Source organism: Morganella sp. HMSC11D09 (assembly GCF_001807955.1).
Lineage (GTDB): Bacteria > Pseudomonadota > Gammaproteobacteria > Enterobacterales > Enterobacteriaceae > Morganella > Morganella morganii.
The window spans coordinates 33,292-51,354 of sequence record NZ_KV791647.1 but is presented as its reverse complement, the minus strand read 5'-3'; the positions used below and the strand labels follow the sequence as shown (position 1 = coordinate 51,354).

The window sequence follows — 18,063 nt, the reverse complement described above, 5'->3', positions numbered from 1 at the left end:
GATTACTGAAAACCGAGGATCAGGATTTTTGAGCGCCGCTGATAGTTATACAGCGCCTGTTTTTTGACCGGCAGGTTTTCAATTTCTGCCGGGACAAAGCCGCGCTCCTGAAACCAGTGAATGCTGCGGGTGGTGAGCACAAACAGCTTTTCCAGCCCGATCTGCTTTGCCTGCTGTGTGACCCGGTGCAGCAGTTCCTCGCCCCGTGCGGAGCTGCGGTAATCGGGATGCACCGCTACGCAGGCCATTTCACCGATTTTCTCTTCCGGATACGGATAGAGGGCGGCACAGGCAATCGTGGTGTTATCGCGTTCAATAATGGTGAATTTGTCGATTTCCATTTCCAGCTGTTCGCGGGAGCGGCGCACCAGAATGCCCTGTTGTTCCAGCGGGCGGATAAGCTCGAGGATCCCGCCGATATCATTGATATTGGCGCGGCGTGTCTGTTCCGAGCTTTCCATCACAATCTGTGTCCCGATACCGTCGCGGGAGAAGAGTTCCTGGATAAGCGCGCCGTCCTCCTGGTAACTGAGCAGATGGCTGCGTTTCACGCCCCGGCGGCAGGCTTTCACTGCGCCGCGCAGGAAACGGACGGTTCCGGAGTAATAATCGCCGCTGCCTTCCAGCGCCTGTACATAGTGCTCTGCATCATTCGGGTGCATTTCGGAGATAATCCCGCCGTCATCCGCCACCACACCTTGCGCAGAGCAGAAACCGATCAGCTTTTCTGCTTTCAGTTTGACGGCAATCTGCGTGGCAATTTCTTCGGAGGTCAGATTAAAGCTTTCACCGGTGACAGAAACCGCCACCGGGCCAATCAGCACGATACCGCCGTTATTGAGCTGACGGTTGATAGCATCTTCATCGATCCGGCGGATACGCCCGCTGTGGCAGTAATCAATACCGTCATCCACCCCCAGCGGCTGGGCTATCACAAAGTTTCCGCTCACCACATTGATATGCGCGCCCTGCAGCGGTGTGTTGCTCAGACACATCGACAGACGGGCGGTGATATCGAGCTGTAACTGTCCGGCTGCCTGCTTGACCAGCTCGAGAGTCCGCGCATCTGTCACTCGGGTATTTTTGTGATAAACCGGCTCGCACTGATGGGCCAGCAGATTTTTTTCAATTTGCGGACGGGCGCCGTACACCACAATCAGGCGGATGCCGAGGCTGTGCAGTAAGCCGATATCATTAACAATACCGGGAAAATTTTCATGCTCGATAGCTTCGCCGCCCAGCATCACCACAAATGTTTTGCCATGGTGAGCATTAATATAAGGAACCGACTGACGGAATCCGTCCACCAGTTCGATACTGCGCTCTTTCATAACACCCTCGCAAGTGAATTTTTATTCGTAATTTATGTATTTTTATTCTTTTTGCAAAGGAATAGCAAGCGTAAATTTTGGTCGCCGGTTAAGATTTCACCGGGTTTTATGCCGCGTTATCGCCATATAAGCCAAAAATGCATAATGACAGGGCGCAAATGATTAGATAAAGTGCCGTTTAAATTATTTACGGAATAAATTGTTCTGCTTCTTTATTTTCCGGTTTTCATAACCCGCACCGGTTATTGTTGATTTGATTTACGCTATGGATATTTTTTCATGAGTCATTCTGAACATGATGCGTCGCGCCGTCTGTTACTGAAAGGAGCTGCGGCGTTTTGTCTGCTGAGTATCAGCCCGTTCGGCTTTGCGGCGTCGTCACAGATTGTGGCGGTGCGTATCTGGCCGGCATCCAGTTATACCCGTGTGACTATTGAGTCGGATCATCCGCTGAAATATAAGCAGTTTTCACTGCAGAACCCGGAACGTATTGTTGTCGATCTGAAGAATGTGCACCTCAACAGTGTACTGAAAGGGATGGATAAGCAGGTGCAGGATCGCGATCCGCATCTGAAGCTGATCCGTGTCGGTCAGAATGATCCGCAGACTGTCCGCCTGGTGTTTGAAGTGAAACAGGCGATGAGCCCGCAGGTGCTGGAACTGACCCCGGTCGCTGAGTTTAAAAACCGTCTGGTGCTTGATTTTTATCCGAAAAATGGTGCTGCGACAGAAGACGATCCTCTGCTGGCACTGCTGGAAGATTACAACCGCGGTGATCTCGAAGAAAGCCTGCCGCGTGAAACGCCGAAACCGGGTAAAGCCGGTCAGGACAGGCCGATTGTTATTATGATTGACCCGGGCCACGGCGGGGAAGACCCCGGTGCTATCGGGAAATACAAAACCCGCGAAAAAGATGTGGTGCTGCAGATTGCCCGCCGCCTGAAGTCGCTTATCGATCGCGAGCCGGGTATGCGTGCCTATATGACGCGCAACGAGGATGTGTTTATCCCGCTGTCGGTGCGCGTGGCGAAAGCCCGTAAAATGCGGGCGGATCTGTTTGTCTCAATCCATGCGGATGCCTTTACCAACCGCTCTGCCAGAGGTTCGTCGGTCTTTGCGCTTTCGACGCGCGGGGCAACCAGTAATACCGCAAAATATCTGGCTCAGACCCAGAACGATGCGGATAAAATCGGGGGCGTCAGCAAAAGCGGCGACAAATACCTCGACCAGACCATGTTTGATATGGTGCAGAGTGCGAGTATCAAAGACAGCCTTAAATTCGGTTCAGAAGTGCTGAAACGGATGGGAAATGTCAACAAACTGCATAAGCGCACGGTTGATCAGGCAGGGTTTGCGGTGCTGAAAGCACCGGATATTCCGTCGATTCTGGTGGAAACGGCGTTTATCAGTAACCTTGAGGAAGAGCGTCTGCTGAAAACGGCCAAATTCCAGCAGGAGATGGCAAATTCTATTTTCCTGGGGATTAAGGCGTATTTTGCCAACGGCGGGGCTGTCGCACGACGCAACTGAAAATACGGTTTATCACAGAAATTGTGCATCACAAGGATGTGGTGTGAAACGGACAGATACAGTACAGACATAGTTATGCACTGAAAAAAATCGTTTTCAGGAATGAATTTTGTGTGTTTTCAGGAAAAGTTGACAGAGAATTTGTCAGAAGAGTGGTTGCGGGAGCCGGATTTGAACCGACGACCTTCGGGTTATGAGCCCGACGAGCTACCAGGCTGCTCCACCCCGCGTCCGAATTTGTTAATGATATGAAGGGTGGTTGCGGGAGCCGGATTTGAACCGACGACCTTCGGGTTATGAGCCCGACGAGCTACCAGGCTGCTCCATCCCGCGTCTGTGAGGCGCTTACTATACTCAGGATGAGAGCTGATGCAAGTTTTTTCTTGATAAAAAGCTATGCTACCCCCTGATTTGGTTAATTATCCGGCTGATTGCGTGTTTTTTATTCATTTGACCGGATGATTGTTCAGCAGCAAAAATTAAAGCGGTTGCATAATAAAAGCGATTTGATATCGTTCGCATACATATTGCATTAATTCAAATTATTGGTTGGCGGATGGGTATGAGCAAAACCGGCAGGTATTTGTTGTGCGGCGTATTATTTTCTTTATTGGTTGGTTGTGAATCGCGTCCGACAGATAAAGGTCAGCAGTATAAAGACGGGCATCTGACACAGAATTTACAGGAAGTGGCGAACGTCAACAGTCCCGGTGTGCCGGTCAACGGCCCGGACTTTCTGAAACAGGTGGAAGCCATCCGGACAACCTCGCCACGCCTGTACAATCAGTACAGCGAGAACTTCCGTGCGGTTGAAAACTGGCTGCGCTCCGGTGCGGATACCGCACAGTTGCGGCAGTTCAACCTGCACAGCTATCAGATGGAAGGCAAAGATAACTACGGAAATGTGCAGTTTACCGGCTATTACACCCCGGTCGTTCAGGCCCGTCATACCCGTCAGGGGGAGTTTCAGTATCCTATCTACCGCATGCCGCCGAAAAAAGGCAGCCGTCTGCCGAGCCGGGCCCAGATTTATAACGGCGCGCTGAGTGATAACTATGTCCTCGCCTACAGCAACTCACTGATGGATAATTTCCTGATGGATGTTCAGGGCAGTGCTTATATTGATTTCGGTGATGGTTCTGAGCTGAACTTTTTCGCGTATGCCGGGAAGAACGGGCACGGTTATACCAGTATCGGGCGTGTTCTGATCGATCGCGGCGAGGTGGAGAAGAAAGATATGTCGATGCTGGCGATCCGCCAGTGGGCCGATAATCACTCTCCGCAGGAAGTGCAGGAATTACTGGAGCAAAACGCCTCTTTTGTCTTCTTCACACCGAAGCAGTTTGCACCGGTGAAAGGGGCGAGCGCGGTACCGCTGATTGCCAAAGCCTCTGTGGCCTCGGATAAAACACTGATCCCGCCGGGTACCACGCTGCTCGCGGAAGTCCCGGTACTGGATAATCAGGGCAATTTTACCGGCCGTTATGATATGCGCCTGATGATCGCGCTGGATGTCGGCGGGGCTATCAAGGGGCATCACTTCGATATTTACCACGGTATCGGCCACGATGCCGGGCTGATGGCTGGTTTCTACAATCACTACGGCCGCGTCTGGGTACTGAAAAAAGGGATCCCGCCGATCCTGAATCCGGCGCTGTAGTCTTCCTTTTGTGCGGTGTATACTTCACTACGATGTATGCACCGGCATCAATTCCTTCTTTTTCCGTGACTGACACCGCAGGTTCCCGATGACACAAACTTCTTTATCTGATGCGTATTTACAGCGCTTCGCCGGTATTGGCCGTCTTTATGGTCAGCAGGCACTCCGTTTATTTGCCCGGTCCCGTTTCTGTGTTGTCGGCATCGGTGGTGTCGGCTCGTGGGCTGCGGAAGCACTGGCGCGTACCGGAATCGGTGCCATTACACTGATTGATATGGATGATGTGTGCATAACCAATACCAACCGGCAGATCCACGCCATGCAGGGCACGGTCGGACAGCCGAAAATTGAGGTGATGCGGGAGCGGATCCTGGCTATCAACCCGGAATGTGAGGTGCATTGTACGGATGATTTTGTCACGCCGGATAATGTCGCAGACATGATGAGCCCGGGGTTTGATTATGTGATTGATGCTATCGACAGCGTCCGCCCGAAAGCGGCGTTGCTGGCTTACTGCCGCCGCAATAAAATTCCGCTGGTCACCACCGGCGGCGCGGGCGGGCAGATCGATCCGACACAGATTCAGGTCGCGGATCTGGCGAAAACCTTACAGGATCCGCTGGCGGCGAAACTGCGTGAACGTCTGAAATCAGATTATGGTGTGCGTAAAAACGGCAAAGGGCGGCTCGGGATTGATTGTGTGTTCTCGACAGAACCGCTGCGTTACCCGCAGGCGGACGGCAGCGCGGCCTGTGGTATGAAAAACAGTGCGGAAGGGAGTATGCGGATGGACTGTGCCGCCGGGTTTGGTGCCGCCACCGTGGTCACGGCATCCTTCGGGTTTGTGGCGGTCTCTCATGCACTGAAAAAACTGGTGGCAAAAGCGGAGCGTGCTGCGGCGGAATAAGCCTTTCAGGCGCTGAACCGCTGAGCAATGGCGCGGGCGGCATCAATCAGTGCCTGAATCCCGTTTTGTCTGGACTGGCTGAGCTGCGCACTCAGTCCGTACTGTTCATACGCTGCGGATAAATCCGCGGATAACAGAGCAGCCGGTGTCAGACCTTCCGCTTCGGTCAGCAGTATTGCCAGAAGGCCTTTAACAATCCGTCCGTCACTGTCCCCCCAAAAATGCAGCGTACCGTCACTGCTGAGTGTGCCATCCAGCCAGACGCGGTTTTCACAGCCTTTAATTTCTGTCTCTTCACCTTTGCTTTCCGGCGGCAGTGCCGGTAACTGACGTGCCAGCATCACCAGCTGACGGTATTTTTCCTCCCATGAGCGGCAGGCGGAAAAGGTTTCCGTGAGCTGCTCACGGCGGATAGTGTGGCCGAACGGGTGTGCCGGGAATGTGTGTGTCATCTTTTTCTCTCAGTCGTCAGCCAGAATTTCAAGGGCAAACTGTACCGCCTGCACCAGCTGACGGACATCATCCGGCTGATTATACGGCATAAAGGAGACCCGCAGACAGCCTTCCGTGCCCAGAGCCTGACACAGCGGCTGCGCACAGTGCTGCCCGTGGCGCAGGGCGATATTTTTTTCCGCCAGCAGCGTGGCGATATCACTGTGATGAATACCATCGATATTAAAGGCCAGCAGCGGGCTGCCGGGGCTGCGGTAACTGCGGAAACCGGGGAGTGCCGCGAGCTGCTGTTCTGCACTGTCACACAGTGCAATGGTGTAATCGTGGGCGGCGGTGAGATCGATTGTATCCAGCCAGCGCAGGGTTTCCCCGAACGCAGTAACACCGGCCACATTAGGTGTTCCTGCTTCAAAACGGGCGGGAACCGGAGCCGGGGTGAAGCTGAAAAAGTCGGTATCCGTCAGCATTTTACCGCCGCCCTGCCACGGCTGCATATCACTGAGCAGCTCCGGACGGCCGTACAGCACACCCAGCCCGTTCGGGCCATAGAGTTTGTGGGCGGAAAACGCATAGAAATCAACATCACTGAGAGTAACATTCAGCGGACGGTGAACCACGCCCTGAGCACCGTCAGCGACAATCAGTGCGCCGTGCCGATGTGCCAGCTGCGCCGCGCGGGCAATATCCGGCTGACAGCCGGTAACATTGGACATCTGTGTGACCGCCACCAGCCGGGTGCGCGGTGACAGCAGGTGTTCCAACTGATCGCAGCACGGTGTTTTGTCCGCTGTCAGCGGCCATTTCACCAGGGTTGCTCCGGTCTGCTGTGCCAGCATGATCCACGGGATCAGGTTGGAATGGTGTTCCAGCTCACTGACAATGATTTCATCCCCCGGCTGCAGACGCGGGCGGAAAAAGCCCTGAGCGACCAGGTTCAGGGATTCGGTGGTGCCTTTTGTCCAGATACAGCTACGGGCATCTTCAGCCTGAATCAGCTGCCGCACAGCGTCACGCGCCTGCTCAAACTGTTCAGTGACGGCTCTGGCCTGCCGGTGATGGCTGCGGTGAACAGTCGCGCCGCTGTCATGCTGATAATAGCGGGCGGTGGCCTGTGTCATCACCTCCGGTTTAAGGGCGGTGGCGGCGCTGTCGAGAAAAACAGTGTCACCGGCAGTCCCGGGAAAGGCGCGGCGGAATGTATCGGGAGAAAAGGTTTTCATCAGTGTTATCAACGGCAGTCTGAGATAAACAGAGCTTATGCAAAAAGTGCGGTATCCGGTACATCAGAGGCGGGAGCCCGGTGGTGACCGGCCGGATCGCGGCGGTAGCACCGTCAGCGACGGTTTACTATAATCAACATCGTGGCGGCTTTCCAGACGGGGAAAACGTATCTGCGGACGGAAGGCAAAAAAAAGCACCGCAATCGGCGGTGCATTCAAAAAATCACTATGGACAGACAGGGTAAATGTACAGGAAGTGAAAAAAACAGTAGCTTAAGCTACTATGTCCGGAACTCCCGGACAACTTGCAAACACAACATCACAACCACATAGCCAAAAGTTTTGCAGTATCGCTACCGTTCAACTTTTCGTTCCGGCTTAGGAAGTGGGCATACTATAGGTATTTGCTGGTGTATCATCAAGGGACAATTTATAATGCTTCGGATTACAAAAACTAATCCCGACTAAACTTACGTTACCGGTATCCGGATCTGACAGAAAAACCAGAAAATGTCCAAACGATTGCCTCCGCTCAATGCTTTGCGTGTCTTCGATGCTGCCGCCCGCCATTTAAGTTTTACTAAGGCGGCGGAAGAGCTTTTTGTGACCCAGGCCGCAGTGAGCCATCAGATGAAAAGCCTGGAAGATTTCCTCGGGCTGAAATTATTCCGCCGCCGGAACCGTTCGTTGTTGCTGACGGAAGAGGGGCAGAGTTATTATCTCGATATTAAGGAAATCTTCTCCGCGATAAACGACGCCACGCGCAAACTCCAGGCACGCAGTGCCAAAGGGGCGCTGACAGTCAGTCTGTCACCGAGTTTCGCGATCCAGTGGCTGGTACCGCGTCTGTCCGGCTTTCATCAGGCCTATCCGGGCATTGATGTGCGGATCCAGGCGGTTGACCGCGAAGAAGATAAACTGGCCGATGATGTGGATGTGGCGATTTTTTACGGCAGGGGTAACTGGCCGGGTCTGCGTACAGACCGGCTGTATGCGGAATATCTGATCCCAGTGTGCGCGCCGTCACTGATGACCGGTGAACGGCCGCTCAAAACGCTGACCGATTTGTCGTATCATACACTTCTGCATGATTCATCCCGCCGTGACTGGCAGGCGTATATCCGTCAGGCGGATTTGCAGCAGCAGGTTAATGTGCAGCACGGGCCGATTTTCAGCCACAGTGCGATGGTGATTCAGGCCGCAGTGCACGGGCAGGGCGTGGCACTGGTCAATAATGTTATGGCAAAAAATGAACTGGATGCCGGTCGCCTGGTGTGCCCGTTTAAAGATATTCTGGTCAGTAAGAATGCGTTTTATCTGGTGTGTCAGGACAGTCAGGCTGATTCCGGTAAAATCGCAGCATTCCGTCAGTGGATTATGGCGCAGGCGGCGAGTGAACAGGAAAAACTAGGTTGGATGACAAGTGAGCAGGATTAACCTGAACTTCACATAAGGTATGGCAAATGAATAGTCGGTTGATGTTAATTTTTGCCGGTTTCAGCGGCTTTTTTTATGTTGCATTCGGCGCAATCGGATCGCACCTTTTAACACCGGTTCTGGCAAAGCACCAGATGGACTGGATTAATCTGGGTCTCCAGTACCAGATCTCACATACACTCGCCCTGATGGGGCTCGCCGCTGTGCTGATGCGCAAAGTGGTATTGTGGTTTTACTGGAGCGGACTGTTTTTCGGGATCGGCATTCTGCTGTTTTCCGGCAGCCTGTATTGTATGGCGCTGTTACAGATGAAATATTTTGCCTATTTTACGCCGGTTGGCGGGGTAAGTTTCCTGTTAGGCTGGTTTTGTGTATTGATTGGCGCGCTGCGTCTAAGGAAAGTGGCTTCCGGCCATGAATAAAATAGCATTATATTGCCGTCCGGGTTTTGAAAAAGAGTGTGCAGCTGAGATCACGGATAAAGCCGGGCGTCTTGAGATTTTTGGTTTCCCGCGGGTGAAAGAGAACAGCGGTTATGTCATTTTTGAATGCTATCAGCCGGATGATGCCGATCGCATTGCAAAAGAGATCCCGTTTAAAGAACTGATTTTTGCCCGTCAGATGATAGTTGTCGGCGAACTGCTGAAAAACTTACCCGAAAATGACCGGATTTCGCCGATCATGGGGATGCTGACCGGCGTGGTGGAGCGTGCGGGTGATCTGCGCGTCGAAGTGCCTGACACCAACGAAGCCAAAGAGCTGATGAAGTTCTGCCGTAAATTCACGGTACCGCTGCGTTCGGCACTGCGTCAGGAAAAACTGCTGCAGGCAAAAGAGAACCGGGGCCGTCCGGTCATTCACGTTTTCTTTATCGCGCCGGGCTGTTGCTATGTCGGTTATTCTTACTCGAATAATAACTCTGCGTTCTACATGGGGATCCCGCGTCTGAAGTTCCCGTCAGATGCACCGAGCCGCTCCACCCTCAAGCTGGAAGAAGCATTCCATATGTTTATTCCGTACGACGAATGGGAAGAGCGCCTGGAAGGCGGATTACAGGCGGTGGACCTGGGGGCATGCCCGGGCGGCTGGACGTATCAGCTGGTGAAACACAGTATGCGTGTTCAGGCCGTGGATAACGGCCCGATGGCCGAAAGTCTGATGGAAACCGGTCAGGTTCGCCATCTCCGTGAGGACGGCTTTAAGTTCGTGCCGACATCCAAAAATATTACCTGGCTGGTCTGCGATATGGTGGAAAAACCGGCGAAAGTGGCCGCACTGATGACCACCTGGATGGTTAACGGCTGGTGCCGCGAGACGATTTTCAACCTCAAACTGCCGATGAAAAAGCGCTATGAAGAGGTATCTCATATCCTCGAAAAAATGGCTGCTGAAATGAAAGAGCAGGGCGTGAATGCGCTGATCCACGCGAAACATCTGTATCATGACCGTGAGGAAATTACGGTGCATGTCCAGCGGGTGTGGGGTGCATATAACCCGGATCGGGTCTTCTGATGAAAAATCCCGGCAATGATTGCCGGGATTTTTTTTGTATCACTTCACTTTCGGCAGGAAAGAGATATCCATGTAGTATTTATCAGGATTTTTCTTGTCCACATAAACGGTGACAAACTCCTGATTAATAAACGGTGACGGGTCAAACGCAATATTGTGGCTGTAATACAGTTTCACCGTGTTTGCCGCAGTGTCATGCATTTGTGCCACAATCTGAAACGGGCTGCGGCCGTTGATATTGATCGTGGTATTCAGGATCACTTCACTGAACCGGGCTTTGACCGGCATTCCTTCCCGCAGCAGGCGCTGACCGGATTTACTCCGCAGATACATGATAATCAGCGGCAGCGTACCGACCAGTGCAAATACCGCACCCATTCCGAGAAGAATCACGGCTCCTCCGTACAGACCGCCGAAAGAGTGGATCACCGCGTTATCCGGGTTGCCCGGCTGGTAAATAACATCAATATCGTCACCCGGTGCATTGTGGTAACCGCTGCTGCAATAAGAGGACTCCATGACATACTCTTCCTGCCCGTCAGTGTATTTCACCACAGGACAATAAGTAGTACCGTCATCAGAGCGATGAACAGACAGATCGATAATTTGTCCGGTGACCACTATTCCGCTTTTTTCCTGTGAATAACCGGAAAGGTAAAAGTAACTGCCGCCCATCAGCATCAGCAAACCAATAACAGCAAAAAACCCTAAAATAATGCGTGCTTTCGTAAACATAAGCCATCCGCTAGCTGGTTAATATATTAATAAAACCGAGTGTAGGGGATGTCCGCCGGTTTATCTAACGATTTTAACTTAAGCTAAATTTGACCGGGATTATTCCGAACGAAGCTGAGTAAACACAGGCACTCCGTTGTCTGGTTTAAGAGCTGCTGTTTCCCGCTGGTAAGCGCAACTGGCTGAGATTGCCCTGTAAATGCAGATCCCGCTTCAGGGTGGCGACGTCACGGCAGCTGTAAGCCATGGCTTTTCCGTCGATCAGTTTCTGACGCCATTTTTCCGGTACCCGGTCAATGTCGCTGTAAAGTGAGTCCAGGTCAGCAAAGGTGCTAAGCAGTGTGGCCGCTGTTTTCGGGCCGATACCGGTGATGCCGGGAATTTTACTGCTGCTGATGCCGCTTAAGCCCCAGAAGTCCGGTAATTGCTGCGCGGTAACACCAAATTCGGCGGCAATAAACGGCATATCGAGCCAGCGTTTCTGAAAATAGTCGCGGATCTGAATCTGCGGGGAGAGCAGCTGGCAATAGCCTTTGTCGGTGGAGACAATCGTCACCCGGTGTCCCGCCTGACCGACTTTGTGCGCCAGTGTGGCGGCGAGGTCATCCGCCTCATCCCCTTCGGAATGCCATGCCCGGATGCCGTGACGGGCAAACATCTCCCGCAGCAGCGGCAGTTCCTGCCGGACAACCTCCGGCATCTCACTGCGTCCCGCTTTGTAACCCGGCAGCAGTTGATGACGCCAGCTGTGACTGCGGTCGTCCTCATCAAAGACGGTGACCGCGTGTGTCGGTTGTGCATGATTCAGGATCTGTATCAGCGCCTGCTCACAGACCAGCAGGCCGGACTGGCTCTGCACGGCGTAGATCCGGCGGATCAGATTCATTGCATCGATAATCAGTAAATGGATCATAGTCGCTATATATAATTTCCCCGCCGGCGGCGGGGAAACAGTTCAGATAAAAAGTATCAGCGGATGATTTCGTAGCATGGCTCGTAAGCCGTGCCACCCGGTAATTTCATCCGGTGCTGTTCAACAAATCCGCGCAGCATGACATCCATCCGCTGCATAATGGCTTCCTCGCCGTGGATTTTGAACGGCCCGTGCTGTGCGATGGCCTGCATACCGTTTTCTTTCACGTTACCGGCGACAATACCGGAGAACGCACGGCGCAGATCTGCCGCCAGTTTTTCCGGCTCCTGATTGCGGTACAGGTTCAGCGCGGCCATATTTTCATGTGTCGGCTCAAACGGATGCTGCAGATCACCGGCAATTTTAATCGACCAGTTGAAGCTGTAAGCGTCCCCAGTGCTGCGGCGGTTATCTTTCACTTCCGGCATGGCGCGTTTCATCACGCGGGCAACTTCCACCGGATCATCAATAATGATCTGATAATGGCGGGTGGCTTCTTCGCCCAGGGTGTTGATCACGAAGTCATTGAGCACACGGAAATAGTCGGCGCTCTCTTTCGGCCCGGTCAGTACCAGCGGCAGTACCTGATCTTTGTTTTCCGGATGCATCAGGATCCCCAGCAGGTAGAGCAGTTCTTCAGCCGTACCGACCCCGCCCGGGAAGATGATGATCCCGTGTGCCAGACGGACAAAACTCTCCAGCCGTTTTTCGATATCCGGCATGATGATAAGTTCGTTCACCAGCGGGTTAGGCGGCTCGGCAGCAATAATGGACGGCTCGGTCAGACCGATAAAACGGCTGTTTTTGTAACCCTGCTGGGCATGGCCGACAGCCGCGCCTTTCATCGGCGCTTCCATGGCGCCCGGTCCGCAGCCGGTACAGATATTCAGCTCGCGCAGTCCCAGCTCGTTACCGACTTTACGACCGTACAGGTATTCGGTTTCATTGATGGAGTGACCGCCCCAGCAGACAATCATATTCGGATCTTCATCAATATGCAGGGCGCGGGCGTTACGCAGAATAAAGAAAATCAGGTTGGTGATATGCGCGCTGTTGTCCAGATTCAGGCCGCGGCAGCGCTCGGCATCGGTGATCTGGGTCTGTACGAACAGAATATCGCGCAGCACGGCAAACAGGTTAGCCTGAAGTGAACGGATAATTTTGCCGTCAACAAACGCATTCTGCGGCGGGTTCACCAGTTCGAGTTTTACCCCGCGCTCACGGCGCAGCACGTTAATATCAAAATCCGGGAAACGGGACAGTAATTCATGACTGTTATCCATCTGGCTGCCGGAATTCAGTACCGCCAGCGAACAGTTGCGGTACAGACGGTACAGGTGACTGCTTGCTGTCCGTTTCAGAACATCAACTTCAAGCTGGGAAAGCAGATCCATAGAGCCTAACGGGCTGATATGTGTGATCAAGTAAAACTCCTTGTTATCCCGTGGATAAATTGTAGTCGTACAGGTTGCGCGCTGTCTGCCTTACTGACGGGCGAGACGGTCCGCAGACGGTGTAAAGTCCGTATTGGTGCGCCACGGATTGATATCCAGCCCGCCGCGCCGTGTATAACGGGCATAGACAGTCAGGGCAACCGGGCGGCAGTGTGTGTTCAGATCAGTAAAAATCCGCTCAACGCACTGCTCATGAAACTCGTTATGGTTGCGGAATGACACCAGATACCGCAGCAGTTTCTCACGATCAATTTTGGGGCCGCGATACTGTATGGCGACGGAGCCCCAGTCAGGCTGCTGTGTAATCAGGCAGTTTGATTTTAGCAGGTGGCTGACTAACGTTTCTTCAACGACATCGTCATTTTCATTGACGGCATCAATAAGATAATCACTGCTGAACTGATAATCAGTAATCGTAATATCCTGATAATCGATACACTCGCCGGTAAAATCAATGATTTTTTGTCCGGTGAACTGATCCGGGTGCAGCAACTCCACTGTCACCTTTCCCTGTGCACAGGCGCTTAAATCCTGCTCCAGTGTGCGGCGGACATCATCCGCAGAGGCAAATACCGTCTGGTTAAAGCTGTTGAGATAGAGCTTGAAGCTCTTGGATTCAATCAGATTCAGCCCGGCGGCATCGAGGGAAACATAGCCGAGCGCAATGCAGGGTACGCCGTTCGGCTGCAACCAGGAAAGCTCATAGAGGGTCCACAGATCCGCACCGCGAAAAGGCAGATTATCCGCATGCAGATGCAGGGCATCCCGGTTGAGGCTGCGCGGTACACCCTGTAACAGAGCGGGATTGTAATGCTGCTCATAACCGGTTTTTTTACCGAGCGTCAGTGACGCCAGTTCTGCCTTTCCTTCATACAGAGACATAAATAACCCTTTTACCTCAGGTGAAAAATAGTACCGCCTGTCGCCAATACAGTCTGTCATACGTTACTATAGCGGCATGATACTTTTATGTTTAACAGGTTTTGCGATATGACCCGCACAGTTTCTCAGGCGTTACATCAGTTTACCCGGCATTATGTCGGTTTATGGCAGGAAAAAACAGGTTTACCGCCGATCAGTCACGATCTTTATGGTATTCCTTCCCCGTGTATTATCCGCACCGGTGATGAGTGTGTGTACTGGGAACCGGCGGAATTCACTACACACAAGCATTTGCAGCCGGTTGAGAAAGCGCTGGATATTCAGCTGCACCCGGATATCAGTGAATTCTACACGCAGCAGTTTGCGGGGGATATGCAGGCTGTTTTTGAGGATATTCAGCTCAGTCTGGTGCAGGTCTGGAGTGAGGATGATTTTATCCGCTTACAGGAAAACCTGATTGGTCATCTGGTCACGCAGCGCCGTCTGAAACTGCCGCCGACACAGTTTATCGCCACACTGGAATCAGAATTTGACATGATTTCTGTCTGTAACCTGAAGGGTGAAGTGATCCTCGAAACGTTCGGTACCACAAAGCGCCGGGTGCTGGCGGCGGATACGGCATCATTTCTGTCACAGCTGACGGCGGTATGCACAGCATAAATATCACTGACAGCGGTGTGGGATTTTACCGGTGATGGCTGTAATACGGTCTGCCGTAAAATCATGGTTTACTGAAAATAAGCAGTAAATTCATTGAATTAATATTCCTGTACTACCGTGATTTCCCGCCGGTATTATTGCCTGTCACGCAGTGCTGCGGCATGCTGTCTGTGCCCATAAGGAAGTGGACGGAAATACACGGATGTATTTTCAGCAGAGACAGGATGTTATTTTATTAGAAACGAGGGGGATTTTTCCCCCTCGTTTTTAATCCCCCCGCTAATCCCCGTTATGCCTTTTTATGTCTTCCGGACAGGAATTGATTTTTACTTATCTGACCTCAATGTTACGCTACAGATATCAGCGGCATTGGCTGCGGAAAATGAATTTTACAGCGTAAACAGGTTTCAGTTATGACAAAACATCAGCAGATTACTGCGATCCTGACGGACATCGAGAACGAGATGCGCGCCGTCGATCTGTGGCAGGGGCAGCCTCCGGCAGCAGAAGCATTTGAAAGCGAACTGCCGTTTGCGGTGGATACCATGAATGCCCATGAGTGGTTACAGTGGATCCTTATCCCGCGCCTGTATGCCATGATTGAACAGGGCGCGGCACTGCCGTCCGCCTTTCAGATAGCCCCGTATTTTGAAGAGCACTACAGAGGGGACGAACAGGCTGCACGCTATCTGGTGCTGCTTGACCATTTACGGGCGCTGGACGGGCTTTTCGCGTGACACAACCATTGCAGGACACACCATTACCGGAAAAAACATTACTGGAAATCTGTTATCAGGATGAACATATCGTCGCGGTGAATAAACCCGCCGGATGGCTGGTACACCGCAGCTGGCTTGACCGTCATGAAACAGTGTTTGTGATGCAGACACTGCGCGACCAGATAGGCCAGCATGTTTTTCCGGTTCACCGTCTCGACAGACCGACTTCCGGCGTGCTGCTGATGGGGCTGTCATCAGAGGTGGCGCGCCTGCTGTCACAGCAGCTTGAACGGCATGAAATGCAGAAAACCTATCATGCGGTGGTGCGCGGCTGGATAGAGGAAACGGCGACGCTGGATTACCCGCTGGTGGAAGAGCTGGATAAAATCGCTGATAAATTTGCGGCGGAAAAACCGGCGCAACCGGCGGTGACACACTACCGCCCGCTGGCGAAAGTGGAGTGTCCGGTGGCTATCGGGCGTTACCCGACATCCCGTTTTACCCTGACGGAACTGAAACCGGAAACCGGACGTAAACACCAGCTGCGCCGCCATATGCAGCATCTGCGGCATCCGATTATCGGTGATACCGCACACGGCGATCTGCGTCAGAACCGGGGATTCACAGAACATTTCGGCAGCCGCCGGCTGATGCTGCATGCATCTGAACTGGCGCTGACACATCCGGTCAGCGGAGAACCGCTGGTACTGCATGCCGGTTTCGATGAAACCTGGCAGCGGGTGGCGGAACAGCTTGGCTGGACATTACCCTGATTTATTAATAATTTGATTTTACTGATGAAAAAGGACGGATAATGGCACGTATCGGTATTTTTATCGGCACAGTTTACGGCAACTCGCTGGCTGTGGGTGAAGAGGCACAGACCATTCTGGAGCAGGCCGGTCATGAAGTGGTGTTATTTGATGAACCGGAACTGTCACAGTGGAAAGATTATCTCACGGATGTGGCACTGGTGATCACCTCCACCACCGGGCAGGGCGATCTGCCGGATAATATCCGCGAACTGTTTGCCGGTCTGCGGGATGACATCGGTTATCAGCCGTCACTGCGCTACGGTATTATCGCGCTGGGTGACAGCAGTTATGATAATTTTGCCGGCGGCGGTCGTCAGTTCAATGAGTTACTGCAGGAGCAGCATGCGCAGCGCATCGGCGAGATGCTGGTGATTGACGGCGCGGAAGTCGCTGCACCGGAAGAGTTTGCACAGCCGTGGCTGAAAACCTGGGCGGCACTGGTCAGTTGATCACGGAAAACAACGCCGCAGCGGCTTTGCAGCACTGCGGCACTGTTTCATCCGGTTACTTGCGGGTCAGTTTTTCCAGATCGCTTTCAATTTCAGCGATCTTATTGGACACCACATGCTCCAGATGGCGGAGATCGTCCAGGATCTTACGTTTCAGATCGATTTCCGGCATCGCGCTCTCGGTCTGCTGGCAGATGGTATCCAGCTCTTCGATGACATAACGCAGGTTGCTGTTGATCTCATTAATCTCTTTGAAACCCTGTGCATCCTGGATAGTCTTGCGCTGACGCGGGTACTTAAACTTCACGCTCTTGGCGAAAAACTCGCCTTTATCCTTGCGGAAATAGATTTTCAGAATGTCGTTGTTCGCTTCCTGACGAAGAGTATAGCGATCAATATCTTCAGGATGCGTAATTCCCAGACTTTTTAAATTGTCGTACATGTGCGCCACCTATTGATTGTTATTCTGTCCTGTTCCCGCCGCAAAAGGCGGAAGATAAGATGCACGGATAAAAAAATAGCGGAGTTATTATCCGCTATTTCTGAGATTAGTCTATGGTGCGTAACAATTCATTAATTCCGACCTTGCCGCGCGTTTTTTCATCTACTTTTTTGACAATCACCGCACAATAGAGGCTGTAACGGCCATCTTTTGACGGCAGATTACCGGAGACAACCACAGAGCCCGCCGGGACACGGCCGTAATGGATTTCGCCGGTTTCGCGATCATAAATTTTGGTGCTCTGGCCGATATACACACCCATGGAAATCACGGAACCGGTTTCCACAATCACTCCTTCCACCACTTCGGAACGTGCGCCGATAAAGCAGTTGTCCTCGATAATGGTCGGATTGGCCTGTAACGGCTCTAATACCCCGCCGATACCGACACCGCCGGAGAGATGCACGTTTTTACCGATCTGCGCACAGGAGCCGACCGTCGCCCAGGTATCCACCATCGTGCCTTCATCCACATAGGCACCGATATTGACGTAAGATGGCATCAGTACGGTATTGCGGGCGATAAACGCACCACGGCGGGCTGCCGCAGGCGGTACCACACGGAACCCTTCGCGCTCAAAACGCGCCTGGTCGTAATCCGCGAATTTCATCGGGACTTTATCAAAGTAACGGGATTCAGCCCCGTCCATCACCTGATTGTCACTGATACGGAAAGAGAGCAGCACTGCTTTTTTCAGCCACTGATGTGTCACCCAGGTGCCGCCGATTTTTTCAGCGACGCGCAGTTTTCCGCTGTCCAGTAACTCAATCACCTGATTAACTGCGTCACGCAGTACAGGGGTGGCAGTTGCCGGTGTCACAGCGGCGCGATCTTCAAAGGCGGATTCAATAATGGCCTGTAATTGCTGCATCGGTGTTCGTTTC

Annotated in this window: 19 protein-coding genes and 2 tRNA genes; 10 read left to right on the top strand and 11 right to left on the bottom strand. The window is 52.6% G+C overall.

What is annotated here, in order from left to right:
* Positions 1-2 precede the first annotated feature (2 nt).
* Positions 3-1,331 carry an amino-acid N-acetyltransferase gene (gene argA / locus HMPREF3119_RS01245; RefSeq protein WP_004242197.1) on the bottom strand — a complete coding sequence of 443 codons (1,329 nt, stop codon included), beginning with the start codon at positions 1,329-1,331 and terminating at the stop codon, positions 3-5.
* Positions 1,332-1,610: 279 nt separating this feature from the next.
* On the opposite strand from argA, the gene amiC reads away from it, so the two are divergent.
* Positions 1,611-2,861 (top strand): N-acetylmuramoyl-L-alanine amidase AmiC, encoded by a 1,251-nt coding sequence (gene amiC, locus HMPREF3119_RS01240; RefSeq protein ID WP_004237199.1) that lies wholly within the window; start codon positions 1,611-1,613, stop codon positions 2,859-2,861.
* A 153-nt stretch (positions 2,862-3,014) separates the two neighbouring features.
* On the opposite strand, the gene HMPREF3119_RS01235 is transcribed toward amiC, so the two are convergent.
* A tRNA-Met gene (locus tag HMPREF3119_RS01235) sits at positions 3,015-3,091 on the bottom strand.
* A 26-nt stretch (positions 3,092-3,117) separates the two neighbouring features.
* A tRNA-Met gene (locus HMPREF3119_RS01230) sits at positions 3,118-3,194 on the bottom strand.
* Between the two features lie 229 nt (positions 3,195-3,423).
* Here HMPREF3119_RS01230 and mltA point away from each other — a divergent pair.
* On the top strand, positions 3,424-4,521 hold the full coding sequence (mltA, locus tag HMPREF3119_RS01225) for a murein transglycosylase A (protein WP_004242199.1): 1,098 nt from the start codon (positions 3,424-3,426) through the stop codon (positions 4,519-4,521).
* An 88-nt stretch (positions 4,522-4,609) separates the two neighbouring features.
* Positions 4,610-5,428, top strand: coding sequence for a tRNA cyclic N6-threonylcarbamoyladenosine(37) synthase TcdA (tcdA, locus tag HMPREF3119_RS01220; RefSeq protein ID WP_036417853.1), 819 nt, complete (start codon positions 4,610-4,612; stop codon positions 5,426-5,428).
* A gap of 5 nt (positions 5,429-5,433) precedes the next feature.
* Here the strand turns inward: tcdA and csdE are convergent, their stop codons facing one another.
* Positions 5,434-5,880: a cysteine desulfurase sulfur acceptor subunit CsdE gene (gene csdE / locus HMPREF3119_RS01215; RefSeq protein ID WP_070578100.1), complete on the bottom strand. Its 447-nt coding sequence runs from the start codon at positions 5,878-5,880 to the stop codon at positions 5,434-5,436.
* Positions 5,881-5,889: 9 nt separating this feature from the next.
* Positions 5,890-7,101 (bottom strand): cysteine desulfurase CsdA, encoded by a 1,212-nt coding sequence (csdA, locus tag HMPREF3119_RS01210; protein ID WP_070578097.1) that lies wholly within the window; start codon positions 7,099-7,101, stop codon positions 5,890-5,892.
* A 510-nt stretch (positions 7,102-7,611) separates the two neighbouring features.
* Between csdA and HMPREF3119_RS01205 the strand changes: the two genes are divergently transcribed.
* From HMPREF3119_RS01205 to rlmM, 3 genes are read left to right on the top strand one after another with little or no spacing between them, the layout of a single operon-like run.
* On the top strand, positions 7,612-8,538 hold the full coding sequence (locus HMPREF3119_RS01205; RefSeq protein WP_004242201.1) for a transcriptional regulator GcvA: 927 nt from the start codon (positions 7,612-7,614) through the stop codon (positions 8,536-8,538).
* 26 nt (positions 8,539-8,564) lie between these two features.
* A complete protein-coding gene (locus HMPREF3119_RS01200; protein WP_015422457.1) occupies positions 8,565-8,960 on the top strand; it encodes a DUF423 domain-containing protein in 396 nt (131 codons plus the stop codon).
* Entirely contained in the window at positions 8,953-10,050 is a 1,098-nt protein-coding gene (gene rlmM / locus HMPREF3119_RS01195) for a 23S rRNA (cytidine(2498)-2'-O)-methyltransferase RlmM (RefSeq protein ID WP_070578094.1), read from the top strand. Before HMPREF3119_RS01200 ends, rlmM begins: the two co-directional genes overlap by 8 nt.
* A 39-nt stretch (positions 10,051-10,089) precedes the next feature.
* Here the strand turns inward: rlmM and HMPREF3119_RS01190 are convergent, their stop codons facing one another.
* The 4 genes from HMPREF3119_RS01190 to queF form a co-directional block, all read right to left on the bottom strand.
* Positions 10,090-10,785, bottom strand: a complete 696-nt coding sequence (locus HMPREF3119_RS01190; RefSeq protein ID WP_046024425.1) for a DUF3592 domain-containing protein — start codon at positions 10,783-10,785, stop codon at positions 10,090-10,092.
* A gap of 145 nt (positions 10,786-10,930) precedes the next feature.
* Complete coding sequence (gene xni / locus HMPREF3119_RS01185; protein WP_070578091.1) at positions 10,931-11,698, bottom strand: flap endonuclease Xni; 768 nt, start codon at positions 11,696-11,698, stop codon at positions 10,931-10,933.
* 56 nt (positions 11,699-11,754) lie between these two features.
* Positions 11,755-13,122, bottom strand: a complete 1,368-nt coding sequence (ppnN, locus tag HMPREF3119_RS01180; protein ID WP_004237210.1) for a nucleotide 5'-monophosphate nucleosidase PpnN — start codon at positions 13,120-13,122, stop codon at positions 11,755-11,757.
* 60 nt (positions 13,123-13,182) lie between these two features.
* Entirely contained in the window at positions 13,183-14,034 is an 852-nt protein-coding gene (gene queF, locus HMPREF3119_RS01175; protein WP_049240453.1) for an NADPH-dependent 7-cyano-7-deazaguanine reductase QueF, read from the bottom strand.
* Between the two features lie 108 nt (positions 14,035-14,142).
* Here queF and syd point away from each other — a divergent pair, with 108 nt between their 5' ends.
* The 4 genes from syd (at position 14,143) to HMPREF3119_RS01155 (ending at position 16,677) form a co-directional block, all read left to right on the top strand.
* Complete coding sequence (gene syd / locus HMPREF3119_RS01170; protein ID WP_032098727.1) at positions 14,143-14,694, top strand: SecY-interacting protein; 552 nt, start codon at positions 14,143-14,145, stop codon at positions 14,692-14,694.
* A 413-nt stretch (positions 14,695-15,107) separates the two neighbouring features.
* Positions 15,108-15,431 carry a YqcC family protein gene (locus HMPREF3119_RS01165; protein ID WP_004242205.1) on the top strand — a complete coding sequence of 108 codons (324 nt, stop codon included), beginning with the start codon at positions 15,108-15,110 and terminating at the stop codon, positions 15,429-15,431.
* A complete protein-coding gene (gene truC, locus HMPREF3119_RS01160; protein ID WP_210388486.1) occupies positions 15,428-16,186 on the top strand; it encodes a tRNA pseudouridine(65) synthase TruC in 759 nt (252 codons plus the stop codon). Before HMPREF3119_RS01165 ends, truC begins: the two co-directional genes overlap by 4 nt.
* 41 nt (positions 16,187-16,227) lie before the next feature.
* Entirely contained in the window at positions 16,228-16,677 is a 450-nt protein-coding gene (locus HMPREF3119_RS01155; RefSeq protein ID WP_004242207.1) for a flavodoxin, read from the top strand.
* Positions 16,678-16,732: 55 nt separating this feature from the next.
* Here the strand turns inward: HMPREF3119_RS01155 and HMPREF3119_RS01150 are convergent, their stop codons facing one another.
* On the bottom strand, positions 16,733-17,119 hold the full coding sequence (locus tag HMPREF3119_RS01150; protein WP_004237217.1) for a DUF3461 family protein: 387 nt from the start codon (positions 17,117-17,119) through the stop codon (positions 16,733-16,735).
* 106 nt (positions 17,120-17,225) lie between these two features.
* Entirely contained in the window at positions 17,226-18,050 is an 825-nt protein-coding gene (dapD, locus tag HMPREF3119_RS01145) for a 2,3,4,5-tetrahydropyridine-2,6-dicarboxylate N-succinyltransferase (RefSeq protein WP_004237218.1), read from the bottom strand.
* Between the last annotated feature and the right edge of the window lie 13 nt (positions 18,051-18,063).